The 16,003-nt window shown below is 61.3% G+C and carries 14 protein-coding genes and 1 pseudogene; 6 read left to right on the top strand and 9 right to left on the bottom strand.

Annotated features, from left to right (window positions below):
- The 3 genes from P0D89_RS26690 to P0D89_RS26680 form a co-directional block, all read left to right on the top strand.
- The coding region (locus tag P0D89_RS26690) for a DUF2345 domain-containing protein (RefSeq protein WP_408377476.1) at nt 1-820 on the top strand (820 nt) is incomplete at its 5' end.
- Nucleotides 821-822: 2 nt separating this feature from the next.
- Nucleotides 823-2,682, top strand: a complete 1,860-nt coding sequence (locus P0D89_RS26685; protein ID WP_408360101.1) for a phospholipase D-like domain-containing protein — start codon at nt 823-825, stop codon at nt 2,680-2,682.
- A gap of 3 nt (nt 2,683-2,685) precedes the next feature.
- Nucleotides 2,686-3,969, top strand: a complete 1,284-nt coding sequence (locus P0D89_RS26680; RefSeq protein ID WP_408360103.1) for an SEL1-like repeat protein — start codon at nt 2,686-2,688, stop codon at nt 3,967-3,969.
- A gap of 434 nt (nt 3,970-4,403) precedes the next feature.
- Here P0D89_RS26680 and P0D89_RS26675 read toward each other — a convergent pair whose 3' ends face one another.
- The gene (locus tag P0D89_RS26675; RefSeq protein WP_408360105.1) at nt 4,404-5,774 is read right to left on the bottom strand and encodes an MFS transporter; all 1,371 of its coding nucleotides are present in this window, start codon (nt 5,772-5,774) and stop codon (nt 4,404-4,406) included.
- A 51-nt stretch (nt 5,775-5,825) separates the two neighbouring features.
- Nucleotides 5,826-7,076 carry a metal-dependent hydrolase family protein gene (locus P0D89_RS26670; protein ID WP_408360107.1) on the bottom strand — a complete coding sequence of 417 codons (1,251 nt, stop codon included), beginning with the start codon at nt 7,074-7,076 and terminating at the stop codon, nt 5,826-5,828.
- A gap of 412 nt (nt 7,077-7,488) precedes the next feature.
- On the opposite strand from P0D89_RS26670, the gene P0D89_RS26665 reads away from it, so the two are divergent.
- The 3 genes from P0D89_RS26665 (at nt 7,489) to P0D89_RS26655 (ending at nt 8,641) form a co-directional block, all read left to right on the top strand.
- On the top strand, nt 7,489-7,695 hold the full coding sequence (locus tag P0D89_RS26665; RefSeq protein ID WP_408360109.1) for a hypothetical protein: 207 nt from the start codon (nt 7,489-7,491) through the stop codon (nt 7,693-7,695).
- A 297-nt stretch (nt 7,696-7,992) separates the two neighbouring features.
- Complete coding sequence (locus tag P0D89_RS26660; RefSeq protein WP_408360110.1) at nt 7,993-8,175, top strand: DUF2934 domain-containing protein; 183 nt, start codon at nt 7,993-7,995, stop codon at nt 8,173-8,175.
- Nucleotides 8,176-8,245: 70 nt separating this feature from the next.
- Nucleotides 8,246-8,641, top strand: a complete 396-nt coding sequence (locus P0D89_RS26655) for a DUF2784 domain-containing protein (RefSeq protein ID WP_408360112.1) — start codon at nt 8,246-8,248, stop codon at nt 8,639-8,641.
- A 21-nt stretch (nt 8,642-8,662) separates the two neighbouring features.
- Here P0D89_RS26655 and P0D89_RS26650 read toward each other — a convergent pair whose 3' ends face one another.
- From P0D89_RS26650 to P0D89_RS26620, 7 genes and pseudogenes are all read right to left on the bottom strand, one after another.
- Complete coding sequence (locus P0D89_RS26650) at nt 8,663-9,214, bottom strand: flavin reductase family protein (RefSeq protein ID WP_408360114.1); 552 nt, start codon at nt 9,212-9,214, stop codon at nt 8,663-8,665.
- A 132-nt stretch (nt 9,215-9,346) separates the two neighbouring features.
- On the bottom strand, nt 9,347-9,832 hold the full coding sequence (locus P0D89_RS26645; RefSeq protein ID WP_408360116.1) for a universal stress protein: 486 nt from the start codon (nt 9,830-9,832) through the stop codon (nt 9,347-9,349).
- 152 nt (nt 9,833-9,984) lie between these two features.
- Entirely contained in the window at nt 9,985-10,170 is a 186-nt protein-coding gene (locus P0D89_RS26640) for a hypothetical protein (RefSeq protein WP_408377474.1), read from the bottom strand.
- Between the two features lie 429 nt (nt 10,171-10,599).
- Nucleotides 10,600-11,445, bottom strand: a complete 846-nt coding sequence (locus P0D89_RS26635) for an IclR family transcriptional regulator (RefSeq protein ID WP_408360118.1) — start codon at nt 11,443-11,445, stop codon at nt 10,600-10,602.
- Between the two features lie 74 nt (nt 11,446-11,519).
- The gene (locus P0D89_RS26630; RefSeq protein ID WP_408360120.1) at nt 11,520-13,064 is read right to left on the bottom strand and encodes an AMP-binding protein; all 1,545 of its coding nucleotides are present in this window, start codon (nt 13,062-13,064) and stop codon (nt 11,520-11,522) included.
- A 20-nt stretch (nt 13,065-13,084) separates the two neighbouring features.
- Complete coding sequence (locus P0D89_RS26625; RefSeq protein WP_408360122.1) at nt 13,085-14,881, bottom strand: ABC transporter permease subunit; 1,797 nt, start codon at nt 14,879-14,881, stop codon at nt 13,085-13,087.
- A 50-nt stretch (nt 14,882-14,931) separates the two neighbouring features.
- Nucleotides 14,932-15,992, bottom strand: a pseudogene (locus P0D89_RS26620) (ABC transporter ATP-binding protein).
- Nucleotides 15,993-16,003 lie beyond the last annotated feature (11 nt).

The raw sequence follows: 16,003 nt of genomic DNA, 5'->3' as shown, positions 1-16,003 counted from the left end.
GAGCACGCCCGCGTCGGCGGCCATCGTCACGGGTGGGGGCGTGCAGTTGTCGGCGCAGGACAGTATCAATACCGTTGCCGGAAAGAATGCCGACTGGAGCGTGCTGAAGCGGTTCACGGTCGCGGCGGGCGACAAAGTTTCGCTGTTCGCGCAGAAGTTGGGTTTCAAGGCTTTTGCTGCCCAAGGCCCCGTCGAGATTCAGGCGCAAAGCGATGCCATGTCGCTACTGGCCGCCCAGGACCTGACGATGGCCAGCGTCAATGGCACGGTACGTATCAGCGCGAAGAAGGAACTCACGCTCGAAAGCGGCGGTGCCTTCATCAACATGAAGGACGGCAGCATCACCCTGGGCGGTCCGCTCGATCTTTTCATCAAGACAATCACGGTCCAGAAAAAGGACGCGGCATCGCTGAACATGCCGCTGGACCTGAACCATCCGGCGCTCGCCAGTCTGCCGACCACGCCCCTGACGTTCTATGCAGGTGCGTCGCCCGTCTCGCGGGCGGCGATTCCTGCGAACATGCCCTACAGCCTGTTTGCGAGCGGCGCACTGGTGAAGCAGGACGTGATGGACGAAACCGGGCTGATCCAGGTCGATCATCATCCCACGACGCAGCAGTACACGCTGAAGCTTGCCAACGGCGCGAGCTACACGATTCCCGTGGCCGAACAGTATCGGGGCGACGCGGATAACGGTGCGCTCGCCAATCAGGGCATCCCGTTTCATGAAGGGAAATCTGGCACCGATTCCGGCACGGTTGACCGTGCGGAACATCGCGCGGGCTACAACGAACTGCTTAATCCGGATATGGACGTTTGACCATGACACAACAGCAACCCATTACCGTACCCATTGCGCTGTCCCGCACCAGGAGTGCGACGATCACCCTGCCGTGGTTTGTGCAGCAGACGGAATACAACCCGGCGAAGGCAACGTACAAACCGCTCGTGAATGGCAAGGATGCGTTCGGCGCACTCTATGACGCCATTGATAGCGCAACCCGCACCATTGATTACGTCTGCTGGGGTTTCCAGCCGTCGATGTATTTCAAACGCGACGGCGGCAAGTCGTTGCGTATTGGCGACCTGCTGATCAAGAAGGCCAAAGGAGGGGTCAAGGTCCGTATCCTGTGCTGGCTTGATTCCGCCTGGATCGCGCAGATCGGTGAACAGGAAGTGCCGGGGTGGACTGAGGGCGCCCGGTTCATGACGCAGAACGAGGATGCGCAGCAGATCGCCTACGACCGGAACTGGTATCACTGCGCGCAGGCGCCGACTGGTGGACGGCCTTCCGGTGCTGCGCCAGCCGGATCGCAGATGTATGCGGCACTCAGGCAGGACCCGTACCAGATGTTCGGTACGCAGTCCTTCAAGGATATCGGCATCGAACTGATGACACGGGATTTTTCGAGCGCCGAGAGGGATGAAATCGAGTACAGGGAAAAACCCGCCCGTCAGTCAGGTGTGAAGCTGACGACCGGTGAGATTCTCGCCTACAAATACGAGCCGTCGCACCACCAGAAAATGGTGTTGATCGACTACGAAGCCCCGGACGTGGCAGTCGGCTTCGTGATGGGACATAACACGCTTGATGCCTATTGGGACGATGACCAGCATCGTTACCAATGGAAAGCGCCGAATCTGGGGCGCAACGGCGTGACGCCACGACAGGACCTGTCCGCTATCGTGACAGGTCCGATCCTCGAAAACCTGAATGATAATTTTTGCCGTGCATGGCAACGCGATGCAAAGGAAGATCTGCTCGCAAAGCGCAAGGCATTGAAAGGGCAGTTCAAACTGCGAGGCGAGTTCGGTACGCCCGTGATGGCACAGATCAACCGCACGCAGTCGCAGGAGGGCGTGCGCAACATCAGGTCACTGTATCTCCAGGCAGTCAACAACGCGACAAAATTCATCTACATCGAGAACCAGTACTTTCGCTGGCCGGACCTTGCAGAAAAGATCAAGAGCGCAGTACAGGCACAGATCAAGGCGGGGCGTAATCCTGCCAAGCCGGTCCATCTGTTTGTCGTGACCAATGCAAGCGATGATGGTATGGGCCTCGGTGCGGGAACCACCTACGACATGCTGAACAGCCTCGGGCGTGCGGACACCATGCCCGCCGTCGCGCGGCTGGAGCAGACGGACTCGCTACAGGAGCAACTGGATGCCGCCGAGCGGGTAAAGGCCATTGCGCCGACGGCCGCGCAAAGAGAGGCCGCACAGCAAAAGATTGCCAGTCTGAACCAGCGGATTACGGATATCGACAACAAGCCGATTCCGACGCCGGAAATCCCGGGCCTGAAGGTTCACGTCTGCTCGTTGGTTGCGCCAGACTCGCCGCCCGGGCACTGGATGCCGGTCTATATCCACAGCAAGATCATGATTGTGGACGATGTGTTTCTCACGCACGGCTCGGCCAACTGCAACCGGCGCAGCATGGAAGTGGACAGCGAACTGAACATCTGCCATGAGCGAATGGACGTGACACAGCCGCTGCGCAGGCACCTGTGGAATATCCATACGAACGGCACTGGGGCGCAGGATGATCCCGAAATAGTATCTACGCATTGGGACTACATCATCAATCAGAATGCTAGTAACCAGAAAAACAATTTGACGCCTGTTGCCTCGCTTATCGGCTTCATGTGGACCTCGACGAAACGTCTGAGGCTGGATTAGACGATGAGACGAGACACCGCCATTGCAATCTGCCTGGCGCTCGCACTGTGCGCCTGTTCGAATAAGGATAATTCGATGCCCTCCCAGGCCGACATGAGCGCCGTGCGCGCGAAACTGACTTTCACCTGCGTTCACGAAGCGGACCATCTGCCGCCGCTCGATCCGCAGGCTGATACGCTTTTCAAGTACGCCCTGTTTCTCGAAAAGCAGGATGGCCCGAAAAACTACAACGCAGCAGCGCGTTATTACCGGATCGCTGCGGCCTATGGGCACTACAAGGCTAATCACAATTTGCAGCTTTTGATTTCTACCGGGCAGGCAACCTCGCCTGATGCACCGAACGAAACCATTGACCTGGTAGAGCAGTTGATTGCGGCCGGTATCCCCGGTGGCTACTACGACATGGGCCATTACCTCGAACTTGGCTATGGCGTGAAGCAGGACGAGAAGAAGGCGCGGGTTTATTTCCGCAAGGCGGCGGACCAGGGTAGTCCGGAGGGACAGTACTATGTTGGAGATTTGTTGTCACCCAGAGATCGCGGTCCGGATATTTCACGGAAGATGATGGAGTGTGCAACCGATCAGGGATATGGAAAGGCCGCAAGTTATCTTGGTATAGATTTGAAAACCAATAAGATGTATTCGGACGCTTCGAAGGCTTTTCAGAAAGGCGTGGTTGCTGGCGACACACTCTCGGCTTTAGCACTGGAAGAAGGGTTCAACGGACCACCATCTACTAATCAGCTTTATTTTATGGCACTTCAACACGACGCTGAACGTTCGCGTCGTTACAGGTTGATCGGTAAGTTCTTCAACGACAACGACGGCCTCAATCCGAAGGTGCTGGACATCGACCAGATCGTGCCGCTGCCGCCCGCGAAGCTGCCGCCGTGGGATGGCACATTCCAGTGGCAGAAGGAACAGGAGGCCGCGAAGCCGCCGCAGAAACCCTCCGGGCAACTGGTCGAACGTCTGGCGCGCGAGAAGCATCTCGACCCCGCGACGGGACTCCCCCTTGCGCCAGCCAAAAGCGCAAAGGAAGATCGGGTGCCGTTGGGAGTGGTTGCGCGCACGGGGCAGATGTGTCCGCAAGACGGCATCTGGACTGTGCAGCAATTCGCACCCGTTTGCCTGGATGCGACACGCCATTTCAGGAAAGGCGAGACGATGCCGCAGCTCGTCATGAACGATCCTCGTCCCATTCCTGGCCTCGACGCCGTGCTTGGCATGCGCGTACACCGCACCGATGCGGAATGGAGCCTCCAGGCTTATAGCGATCTGGCGTAGGTGCGTCTGCGGCTCGGCGGGCGGCACGACGGTCTATCGACCGATGCTCAGAACGCGGCTCATCCCGAGTAGATTACCTGACCTCGGAAGGCGGCGGAATCCCCTTCACCGCCGCCTCATTTTTGCGCTCGCTCATAGATGTGTCTGCAACCAAGAGCACGTCAAGCTGTCGCCGCACTCACTTATTTCATATCCCGATACAGTTCGTGAAAATTGTGCGAAAAAATTTCCGCGTCCATCAAGGTTCGGCCACGACATCTTCGATTAACGACTTGGTGTCGACCGCTTCGACTTGCCTGATTTTCTCTCAGCGGCCGACGTCCTCAATGCATTCACAATTTGCGAAACCAGGCGGCAGTCGGCCAGCGTGGATTGCTCGTTTGAGATGGGTACGGCAATGCGCGTGCCCATTTGGCAGCAATCACGCTGCCGGATCAACGCTCGACCTGCCCCGCCGCAATATCCTCAAGCGACCTTCCTCGCGTCGGCACCCCCATGAGCACCACGGCCAGCGCACCGGTCAACAACACGAGAGTCGTCGCGCCGAACACTCCGCCGAACCCCAGCAGCGGATAAACATATCCGACGAGGATAGGCGCAGCAATCGCACCCAGCCTTCCAATTGACGACGCGAGCCCCGTACCCGTTGCGCGCACGTCGGTGGGAAAAACCTCCGGCGTATACGCATAAACGCCGGCATAGGTGCCGTTCATGAAGAACGACAACAGAATTCCCGATACCATGATGCCCGCATCGGTGCCCGTCAATGCGAGTCCAAGCGCCGACACGCCGCCGAGGATCATGTACGACGCGATCGTCGCCTGCCTGCCAATCTTCTCGTTGAGCCACGCGCCCGAAAAGTAGCCCGGTATCTGCGCAATGTAGATCACGAGCGAATACGAAAAGCTTCGCGTGATCGTCATGCCGTTCTGAACCAGCAAGCCCGGAATCCACGTGAAAAACGCGTAGTAGCTGAACGTGATGGAAAGCCACATCAGCCATGTCATCGCCGTGATCCGCGCGAGCTTCGCGGTCCACAACGCCTTGACATTCGCGATCACCGACGCCCGTCCCGCCGCAAGCGGAACGACTCCCTCACGCACGGAAGACAGCGGCTCCAACCGCACGCCCGCTCCCATCACTTCAGCCTCCATCCGCGACACGATCGCATCGGCCTCCGCGTGCCGGTCGCGCGCCTCGAGCCAGCGCGGCGATTCGGGCAACGCGCGCCGCCACCAGAGCAGCATCACAATGGGCAGCGCGGTGATGACCATGACCGCCCGCCATGCATTGGGTGCGAGCGGGATCACCAGGTACCCGAGCAGCGCAGCCGCGACGAAGCCGAACGAGAAGAACCCCGCGAGGCTGCCGGTGAAACTCCCGCGATACCGGCGCGCCACGAACTCCGAGAGAAACGGCGCGACAATCGCGCTTTCCGCGCCCGTGCCCAAGCCGGCGACAATGCGTGTCGCGAGAAAAAAGCCCCAGTCATTGGCGACCGCGCTGGCCAGCGACGCGACGCAGTAGATCACGAGCGCATACATCATCACCTTGCGCCGGCCGATGATGTCGCCGAGCATCCCCGCAAGCATCGCCCCGACGAAATAGCCGATGAACGTGCCGCTTCCCAGCACGCCCGTCTGCACACTCGTCAACCCCCATTGCACGCGCAGCACCGGCAGCAGGAACGCGAGCACCGCTGCGTCCATCGCATCGAAGGTGTAGCCGAGACCACCCATCAACAGCAGACGGCGGTGAAAACCTGAAAACGGCAAGCGCTCGATGCGGGCGGCAATCATCGACATGAACAGGCTCCGATAGGGATTGTGGGTTGCTGCGTACGCAGGGTCATACGTTCAAGCACGTTCGAGCTCGTTGACGAAGAGCCGGCCATCCTTCATCACGAGCGGAATATGCTCGCCCTGACCTAACAGGCAATCGACCGACTTCAGCGGATTGCCATCGACCACCAGCACGTCGGCATGGGCACCCGGCGTGATCCTGCCGAGCTTGTCCTGCTTGCCTAGTATTTCCGCTCCAACGACGGTCGCACTCGCGATCACCTCGGCCGGCGACAGCACTTCGGCCAGAAGCCGGAACTCGTCGCTTTGCAGACGCTGCGCCTCGCCGAGCAGATCCGTGCCGAAGCCCATCTTGACCCCGGCGCGCTTCATGATTTCGATCGACTGCATGCCGGCGCCATGCACGTCCTCGATCTTCGCGATGCTTTCCGGCGGTAGTCCGTATTTCTCGCCTTCGCTGGCAAGGGCGTCATAGGTGACGAGCGTCGGCACGACGTACGCGCCGTACTCCGCGACGAGGCGCGCGGTTTCATCGTCGATCAGATTGCCGTGTTCGATCGTGCGCACGCCACAACGTACCGCGCGCGCGATTGCCGCCGGCGTATAGGCATGAGCGAGCACATAAGTGCCGCGCCCCTGCGCTTCAGCGACGATCGCGCGAATCTCATCTTCCGAGTACCCGAATGCGCCGACCGGATCGGTCGGCGAAGCAACGCCGCCGGACGCCATGATCTTGATCTGGTCGGCGCCCATCTGCAGTTCCTCGCGCACGGCGCGTCGCACTTCATCGACGCCGTCCGCCACGCGACCGAGCGCGCCCACGCGCACGCAGCATCCGCACGGCGAATCGGGAGGCATGTAGTCGGAGCGGGCGCGAGGATCGGCATGACCGCCGGTCTGGCTCAACGCACGGCCGGAGACGAAAAGACGTGGCCCCTCAACCAGGCCCGACTCGACCGCCTGCTTGAACGGATGCCCTGCACCGCCCGCGTCACGCACGGTGGTGAAGCCGCGGCGCAGCATCGCGCGCATGATCGGCACGGCGCGCAGCGTAACGAGTACATTGGGCAGTGTCGCCACGCGCGGCAGGTTGAACTCGATGGCGACGACATGCACATGCAGATCGATCAAACCCGGCATGATCGTTTTGCCTTTGACGTCGATCACGTGTGCGTTGCTGCTCTTGATCGGCCGGTCGGACACTTCGCGCACGAAGCCGTCCTCGATGAGGACTTCGTAGCCTTCCAGCAAATCAGAACGAGTAGGATCGAGAAGCGCGCCGTTACGTAATAGAAAGCTAGTCAACGTATATCTCCTTCAGGTGTCGATCAGAGCGCCCGGCATCCGGGCCTCACTTTCGAGTATGCAGGCAAGCGCATGGAAGCGCTGCCAGGATTTTCATCAGGAGTGTGATGAGCCGCATGAAAGTATGTGCACTCACGAACATTTCGCGCGAAGCAGTGCAAGCTCGCCGGTTGACGGATCATGCTGCACTGCGATGGCATACGGGTAATATCGGAGAAATCTCAAAAAAGCTTTTCCCACATATTGATCTATTGAGCATCTGAGCATTAAGATGGCTGGGTTGGCGCGCGACATGCCATCCGCTTGCAGCGGTGACATTGCGCAGCAGCCATCCCCGAACTGATCCTGCTTGCGACGCAAGGCCAACGGATCGGATTCCCCGCGAAGCAGCAAGCCCAGCCAGGAGACGGAGATGCTCAGTCCACATGAATTCGCGACTCTCATGCTACTCAAGGATGCGCCGGATCTGCCGAGTCTGGACGGTGCGGATCTTGAAGTGCTTCTGGACCGCCAGCTCGTCAGGCTGGAACAACTCGCTTCCGGACGACAACGCCCTCTCATTACGCATGACGGCCAGATGTTTCTGAACGCCGCCGCTCGCATCCTCAACGACGACTGACACGTATCGCCTGATCTCTTTCACAGTCAAGGAGTGTGCCGTGGGCGAATCGGGGATAGGAATCGCTGTAGGTCTGTGCGGGCTGACTGTTGCCGTACTGCTGGTTGCCAGTCACTATTGGCGCGAGTGGATGCGTCGAAGGCAATTGAAGCGGATGGACCATCGCGATTGCTGGGAAGTGATGCGCCACCGGCGCTGACGGCGCGTTCTTTGCACCCGCCCGTCGATAATCAAAGAGTCACCACATGGGGTTCTCGAGGCTTTTCGCGAGTACTCCTTCGATAGGGAGACGAAGTCATGCCCGAGCCGTCATTGGCGGAGCGAATCCGTGAGTGCGCATTCCTGCTTTGGCAACTGGACGGCAGCCTCGAAGGCTGCTCAGACGAGTATTGGCGAATGGCACGCGCGCTGATGGAGCGGGAAGCCCGGCCTGACGTCGCGCACCACCCGTTCGATTCGGACTGCGCGGCAGCGGACTGATCGGTGCCAAAGGTCAAAGCTGTTTGATTCAATCGAAGCCGCAGCGCAGCCGGTCGCGGGAAAACCGATCATGATCTGGCTAGCCGATGCAGTGCTGGTCGTGCATGCGCTGCTTGCGTTTTTCATCGTGTGCGGGCTTGTCGCGATCTGGACGGGTGCCGTCCTCGGCTGGGACTGGATACGCGACCGGCTTTTTCGGCTCGCGCATCTGCTGGCGATTGCTATCGTGTCGACGCTGTCGCTGCTTGGTATCGCGTGTCCGCTGACGGTGCTGGAGGACTGGTTGCGTACCGGTTCGCTGGACAGACAAGGCTTCATGCAGCGCTGGGTGAGTCGCCTGCTTTACTACGATTTGCCGGTGTGGGTGTTCACGCTTTCGTACGTTGTTTTCGGGCTGCTGGTGTTGCTCACCTGGCGCCTGATTCCACCACACAGGGCAGCTCACTCGAAAGCGACGCGCCGGTGAGCGGCGCATTGCATCCTTGAGCTACGGGTCAATGACCAGCTCGTCGGATTTAGCCCGCGATGCGCAAATCATGAGTGACTTGTTGCCCGCCTGTTCTTCTTCACTCAGCACATAGTCGCGATGCTCTACCTCGCCCGACAAAACCTCGACCTCGCACCTGCGGCACAGTCCTTCCCGGCAGGAGAGCGGCGGGCAGATGCCCTGACGCTCGACACTCTGAAGAATTGACTCATTCGACTCCACGACGCATCGCATTCCCTGCCTCGCTAGCACAACGGCAAACGACCGCTCATTGCTATCCGCGGTTTGCGTGGGTAATGCAGTGAAGCACTCGAAATGCAGGTTTTCGCGCGGTAGGCCGCTCTGTTGACCGTGACGGGATACGGCAGGTCCGCAGCAATAGATGTGCTCCCCCGCTCTTATGTCGTCCATCAAGCGTGGAATGTCCGGCGTCTGCCCGCCCAATTCGTCGCTGGCGTGCACATGAGCAGTCGCAACGGTGGACAGGTTCGTGGCGAGTCCGGGGATGAAGTTGTACTCGACCACCAGAATGTCGGCTGCCTGCGCAGGCATGCAACCCGATGCGAGCGCGGCGAAACCGAGACCTGCGAGTTCATGCCGCCACGTCTTCGCGCGACGCTTGCCGTCATGGCCTCTGCCGTTGATCCCGACGCGTCACATCCTTGGATGCTGCGTGGCCTTCGCTCACACCAACGGCATTTCATCCGTCGACTGCTGCTCTTCCTTCGCATGGCGCTTTTTCATCATAGCCGGATCGCGCACGATGGTGACCGCGCACGGCGCGTACGCGAGAACCTGGCGCGCGACCGAGCCGATCAGCCAGCGATCGAACGGCGTATGACCGCGATGGCCGACGACAAGGTGATCGATATTGTGCTGCTCCGCGTAGAGCACGATCTCCTTCGCGGGCTGTCCTATCACGATATCGAATTCGGGGTGCTCACCACTCGAGGCGAGCTTCGCCTTGACGTCGTCGAGGATCTCGTTGGCATGCCGCAATTCGAGATCGACCAACTCCTTTCTTTCGAGCTCTATCGCGCCCCAGTCTGGCGCGCGCGCCACGACGAGCACACGCAGGCGCGCGTCGAAGCGCTTCGCGAGATCGACCGCGAACGTAACCGCATGTCGCGCGGACGGCGACCCGTCATAACCTACCAGCACGTTTTGCATGATCTGCTCCTGTGCGGTTCAAACCGGACCATGCCCTGATTGAAACCGCGAGCTTTCGTCGACTTCGCGGCGGCGCGGGAAAGCATGCGCGAGCGCCTCGCGGGCGCGCCGCGCGACTCGATGCGAGCGACGTCGATATCTGTGGCGTTGAATCAGTTGTCGTCGCTTCGCGGTGGCAGATGCTCGTGAGGTTCGGGCTCTGCCGCATCGGCGTTGGGAAGGTCGTCTTCTGCCGACTTGTGCACACGCTGTGAGTGGGACTTGCGGGTCGTGTCGGCGGGGTTCTGGGCGGGGTCGAGAGACTTGTCAGTCGGCTCAGCGGATGGGTCGGAGGGCATGGTTTGCTCCTGCGCTGATGAATGCTGTCTCTACCATGATAGACCGCTTATTGGATTTGAGGGATCACGAAGGCGGCGTTCGCCGCTGCGATTGCTGCGATGCGCAAACGGGCGGCTATTATTCGTAGACCTGATGCATACATAGAAGGCTCCTCCAACCATCGAGCCTTCGCTAATATCGAATGAGCAATGCCGGGACACGAACACGCACATACAAATCCCTACTTACTCAGCGACCCCGCCAACACTTCGTCCTGACGTTTCTTCCTGCCTCGCTCCACGCACCGGCGCGAAGCCGCGAGAAACTCTTTCCACCGCGGACAACGCACCTCACGTCCCGCATAGTTCGCTTCGACCGCAGCGATCAATCTGGCATCTACCAGTGAGCAAGCAGCATCTGGATAGCACCGCGATGCTTGCGGCAACACCTTATTCGGCTCTTCGCCGCGAAGAGATGGCCGACGCTGTCGAGATTACCAGATCCGCAAAACGCCGTTCGTCGCGATCCGCCTGCCAGCGCGGACGCGCAACCGCAATGTTGACCGCGCCCACAGCGCGCCCATGTGCGTTCGTGATGGCAGCCGCGGTCGAGATGTCGCTGACGAAATATTCGTCCTCGGTATGCGCGTAGCCTTGCTTGCGAATCTGGGTGATGCGCTCCTTGATCTTGCGCGGCTGGTGCACGGTCGCCGACGTATAGGCGACCAGATTCGTGCGCGCCAGGATATCGTCGATCTCGGCGTCGCCGAAGGTCGCGAGAATCGCAAGCCCCGGCGCCGTGCAATACGCGGGCAGGCGCGAGCCCGTGATCACGTGCGCGTTGAACACGTTGCGGCTCACGATCCGCAGTACGAACACGATGTCGGTGTCGTCGAGCACGGTCAGATTAGTGGCCTCTTCCGTTTCCGAGCCGAGTTGCTGCAGATAAGGTGTGGCGCGGCTCACCAGTTCGTTCGAGGTCAGATAGTGGTAGGTGAAGTCGAGTAGCTTTGGAGAGAGTTCGTACTTGCGGCTGTCGGGATCCTTGAACAGATAGCCGAGCGCGGCCAGCGTGTACGTGAAGCGCTGCGTGGCACTCATGTCGAAGCCCGTGAGCGCCGCGATTTCCGATAGCGACAACTGCCGCTTGCTGCCGTCGAATGCGGTCAGCACGGTCATCGCCTTCTCCACCGACTGCACATACAGCGACGACGCGGTCGGATCGGCCGCCGCTTCCGGCACATCGGCCGAGGCAGTTTTCTTTTTGAGCGCGGTTTTTGGCTTCGCGGTTGTCACGGTGGGGATAGCGATTGTTATGACAGAGCAAGATTATCGCATGAAGATAACGCTCAATCTATATACGATAATTGTCACGGTGCAATCGTGGCCTGTGTGCGGTCCCACGCGTCGTCCACCGTGCGCGGCAGCAGATGTTTGCGAATCCGCTCGCTGGCGGTGAGTTCGAATTGCGATACCGCCCGATAATAGCGCGGCAACTGGAAACTCGCGAGGCGTTGCGCGGCCCACTCGTGCAGCGAGTCCCAGTCGACAGCGGCGCTTTTGAACTGCACGTTCAGCAGGATGTCCTGCTCGCCGATCGCCGACGCGACACCGATCGCCGCGCTGGCCTGAATCGCCGGATGGCTCGCGAACACGCGCTCGATCTCCCACGCCGACACGTTCTCGCCGCGCACGCGCATGCTGTCCGTGCGCCGGCCGACGAAGAACAGGTCGCCGTCCGCGTCACGCCGCGCGCTGTCGCCGGTGTGCAGCTTGCCGTTGCGCAGCGCGGCGCGGGTGGCCTCGCCGTTCTTCAGGTAGGTCGGCAGGAACGTGCCTTCCACACGGCTCGACAAGACGATTTCGCCGGCCTCGCCGTCCGTCACCGGCGCGCCCCGTTCGTCAAGCAGTTCGACATCGATCCACGGCAGCGGCTTGCCGATCGAGCCGGGCTTGCCGCTGTCATTGAGCGTCGCGAAACTCGAACACTCCGTCATGCCGTAACACTCGCGCAGGCGCAACCGCAGGCGCGACTCGACCGCGTGCCAGGCCGCCGCGCTCACACCCGCGCCCCAACCCACGCGCAGCGTGTGCGAGGCCGGCCGCGCGGCGTCGGGCAATTGCATCAGGATATCGAGCACGCCGCCGAGATAGTGCAGTTGCGTGGCCCTGGAATGCGCGATTTGCTGCCAGAACTGCGTGGCCGAAAAGCGCGGCACCACGAAGAGCCCCACCCTTTCGAGAAACGGCAGCAACAGCATCTGCGCGCCGCCGATGTGACACAACGGTTCCCACAAAAACAGACGATCGCCGGGCCGCACGTCCGCGACCCTCAGCGCCGCTTCGCTCGCAATGCGCATCATCCGGTGCGTGAAGACCACGCCTTTCGGCGCGCCGGTCGTGCCCGACGTGTAGATCACGCACAAAGGATCGTGCGCATCAATTGGCGGCGTCAGTAGAGACGCGCTCATGTCGCTCGCGACGAATTCGGGCAGCATCACGCGACGCGTATTGCCGCATTCGATCCCATCGATCACAGCGTCGAATTCGGCTTCCGACACGAACAGTTTCGGCTCGGCATGCCCCAGCAGATATTCAAGCCCCGCCCCGCGCAGCTTGGTGTTCACGGGCACCCATACCAGGCCGCTCAACATCAGCGCGTAGATCAGGTGGATATGTTCAGGGCTATTGCCGAGCATCACGGCCACGCGATCGCCGGCGACCAGCTTCTGCCGCGTGAACCAGCCCTGCAATTGCGCGGCGCGCTGCGCCGCTTCGGCGCAGGTCACCGCACGTTCGTCGAAATGCAGCACGGTGCGTGACGCGTCCTGTTGCAGCCCGGCGGCGATCAACGGTGCGCAGTCCAGTGCGTCGTCTGGATGACGTTGAGGAAAGTATTCTGAATAGCGATGCATAGCTGAATGATCCGGAAACGTTACAGTTGGCGCGCGTTGCGCTTGAGCCGGGAAGAAACGGACACTACCAGCGCGATCAGCACGATGAGCGTCGTGGATACCGCCGCGAGCGTCGGCGTGATCGCAAGCTGAATGTCGTCCCACATCTGCTTGGGCAGCGTGGTATTGATGCCGCCGCTCACGAAGATCGCGATGGTCAGATCGTCGAACGAAACGATAAAGGCGAACAGGAACGCCGACGTGACGCTCGCCATCAACAACGGCAACAGGATCGTCGTGATGCGCCGCAACGGCGAAGCCCCCATTACGCGCGCGGCGTCGTCGAGACGCCAGTCGAACTGGCGGAACCCGGCAGACAGCGTGACGACCACATACGGAATAGCCAGCACCGTATGGCCGATCACGAGACCGGCATTCGTGCCCGTCAACCCGAAGCGCGCGAACAGATACAGAAGGCCGACCGCGACGACGATGCGCGGCACGATCAGCGGCGCGACCAGCAGCGCGAACAACGGCTTGCTCGCGCGACGCGGCATGCGGGTCAGCGCGAGCGTCGCGCCGAATCCGAGCACGAGCGAGAGGACCGCCGTGCCGAAGCCCACTTCGAACGAACGCAGCATCGCGCTCTGCCACACCGGCGAACCGAGGAAGGTGCCGAACCATTTGAGGCTGAAGAGCTTCGGCGGAAACGCAATGAAGTCGCCGCGCGTGAACGCATAGGGAATCACCGAGAGCACCGGCGCGACCAGCACGGCGACGATCGCGAACGTATAGAGACGCAGCGGTCCGCCGCCACCGTCCGCGCGGCCGGCTGCGCTCGCGCGAGGCCGCGCGAGCGGCGCGGTGAGCCGGCCCGCGACGATCAGCGCGGCCAGCTTGAATCCCTGCGCGCGCGAGCCCCGGTGTTTGTCCTCGACCTCGCCTGCCAGTGAAGATAGCCCCACCATCCGGTCATACACCAGGAAGATCGCGACCGAACTCAGCAACAGGACCGTCGATAACGCGCCGGCAAAGCGCATGTCGAACAGTTCGAGCACGGAAGAGATCACCAGTTGCGCGATCATCGTTTCCTTCGGCGAGCCGAGCAGCGCGGGCACGATGAAGAACCCGAGGCTGGTGATGAACACGAGCAGCCCCGCCGCCGCGACACCCGGCGACGACAGCGGCAGAAACACGGTGAAGAAGCTCATGCTGCGTTGCGCGCCCAGCGTCTGCGCCGCTTGCGCGAGGCGATCGTCGATACCACGCATGACAGGCAACATCGTCATCACCGCGAGCGGCAGCATCGCGTGGACCATGCCGATCAGCACGCCGGTGAGCGAAGGAATCGTGCCGCTGGTTTCGCTGACGAGACCCAGTGCGAGCGCGACGGTCGACAGCACGCCGGTCTTCGAGAGCAGCAGCATCCACGCATAGGTCTTGACGAGGTAGCTGGTCCAGAACGGCAGCATGATCCACAGCAGCCAGCGCTCGCGCAGGCGAACCGGCAAACGGCTCAGCAGATACGCGACCGGATAGCCGAGCAGCACCGACAACGCCGCCGTCATGAAGGAAATCGAAAAGGTGATCCACAGCACTTTCGCGTACACCGGCGTGCTCGCGATGCGCTGGAACTGCCCGAGCCCGAAGCTGCCGTCGGCATTGAACAGGCCGCCCTGCAAAATCTCTCCCACCGGCACGATGAAAAAGACCAGCAGGAACAGCAAGGTCGGCACGATCGGCACGATCGGCAGATAGCGGAGCGCGCGCGCGAACCACGCGAACTGGCGCGGGCGCTCGTCTTCGCGCGGACGTCGCGCGTGAAGGGCGATGGTCATGGAAATTCCTTGGGCACGGCTTGAGGTGCTGAATGGGTGCGCGGTCTGCGTCAGGCACGCAGCAGCGTGGTGCGATGCGGGTCCCACACGATGCCGACGGTATCGCCCACGCTGGCCGACTGACCACGCGCACAACGCACGGTGAGACGGCTGCCGTCCTGCATGGTCAACTGCACGCGGGTATCGCTGCCGAAGAACACGATGTCCGAGATCTTGCCGTCGACGAAACCGCTTTTCGGCTCGACCAGACGCGGCGCTTCCGGACGCACCAGCAAACAGTGCGTCGCGCCGGCGGCTGCCGCGACGGGTTGCGGCAGCGGCACGCGGCCACCCGCGGCGAGCAGGATCGCTTCGCCGCCCGGGCCGCGCGTATCGGCCAGCGCGCCTTCGAGCAGATTCGAATGGCCGATGAAGCCGGCGGCAAAGCGCGTCGCCGGACGGTCATACAGATCGACCGGCGTACCCACCTGTTCGATGCGCGCCTGGTTCATCAGGCAGATGCGGTCCGAGAGTGTCAGCGCTTCGTCCTGGTCGTGCGTCACATAGACGAAGGTCGCGCCCAGCTCCTTATGCAGACGACGGATTTCCGACTGCATATGCTCGCGCAGTTTCTTGTCGAGCGCGCCGAGCGGTTCGTCGAGCAGGATTATCGAAGGCCGGTAGGCGAAACAGCGCGCCAGTGCGATGCGCTGCTGCTGACCGCCAGACAGCTCCTTCGGGAAGCGCTTCGCGTACTCGCTCATGCGCACCATGTTCAGCGCGTCGTCCACGGCGCTGCGCACCTCATCGTGCTTCTTGCGCCGCATCCGCAGACCGTATGCAACGTTGTCCCATACGCTCATATGCGGAAACAGCGCGTAACTCTGGAACACCATGCCGATGCCACGCCGCCCTGGCTCGACATGCGTGACGTCGCGGCCGTCGATCTCGACACGGCCCGAGGTCGGCGCGACGACCCCGAGATCATCTGCAGCAGCGTCGTCTTGCCGGAGCCGGACGGTCCGAGCAGCGTGAGAAATTCGCCGGCCTGCACGGTCAGGTCGGTCGGCTGCAACGCGACAGTTTCGCCATAGCTTTTGGCGAGTCCGATCGCTTCGAGTTTTGCACTCATGGCCGGCCTCT

Origin of the sequence: Paraburkholderia sp. RL18-085-BIA-A (assembly GCF_046027075.1) — a bacterium.
Classification (GTDB): domain Bacteria; phylum Pseudomonadota; class Gammaproteobacteria; order Burkholderiales; family Burkholderiaceae; genus Paraburkholderia.
The sequence above is the reverse complement of the archived record's forward strand: the minus strand, read 5'-3'. Positions and strand labels throughout refer to the sequence as shown.

Excerpts from the sequence above, each read along its gene's own strand:
- P0D89_RS26645 (WP_408360116.1), bottom strand. The coding sequence starts at position 9,832 with ATGCAAAACGTGCTGGTAGGTTATGACGGGTCGCCGTCCGCGCGACAT.
- P0D89_RS26625 (WP_408360122.1), bottom strand. The coding sequence starts at position 14,881 with ATGACCATCGCCCTTCACGCGCGACGTCCGCGCGAAGACGAGCGCCCG.
- P0D89_RS26655 (WP_408360112.1), top strand. The coding sequence starts at position 8,246 with ATGATCTGGCTAGCCGATGCAGTGCTGGTCGTGCATGCGCTGCTTGCG.
- P0D89_RS26665 (WP_408360109.1), top strand. The coding sequence starts at position 7,489 with ATGCTCAGTCCACATGAATTCGCGACTCTCATGCTACTCAAGGATGCG.
- P0D89_RS26685 (WP_408360101.1), top strand. The coding sequence starts at position 823 with ATGACACAACAGCAACCCATTACCGTACCCATTGCGCTGTCCCGCACC.
- P0D89_RS26630 (WP_408360120.1), bottom strand. The coding sequence starts at position 13,064 with ATGCATCGCTATTCAGAATACTTTCCTCAACGTCATCCAGACGACGCA.
- P0D89_RS26660 (WP_408360110.1), top strand. The coding sequence starts at position 7,993 with ATGCCCGAGCCGTCATTGGCGGAGCGAATCCGTGAGTGCGCATTCCTG.
- P0D89_RS26640 (WP_408377474.1), bottom strand. The coding sequence starts at position 10,170 with ATGCCCTCCGACCCATCCGCTGAGCCGACTGACAAGTCTCTCGACCCC.
- P0D89_RS26675 (WP_408360105.1), bottom strand. The coding sequence starts at position 5,774 with ATGTCGATGATTGCCGCCCGCATCGAGCGCTTGCCGTTTTCAGGTTTT.
- P0D89_RS26680 (WP_408360103.1), top strand. The coding sequence starts at position 2,686 with ATGAGACGAGACACCGCCATTGCAATCTGCCTGGCGCTCGCACTGTGC.
- P0D89_RS26650 (WP_408360114.1), bottom strand. The coding sequence starts at position 9,214 with ATGCCTGCGCAGGCAGCCGACATTCTGGTGGTCGAGTACAACTTCATC.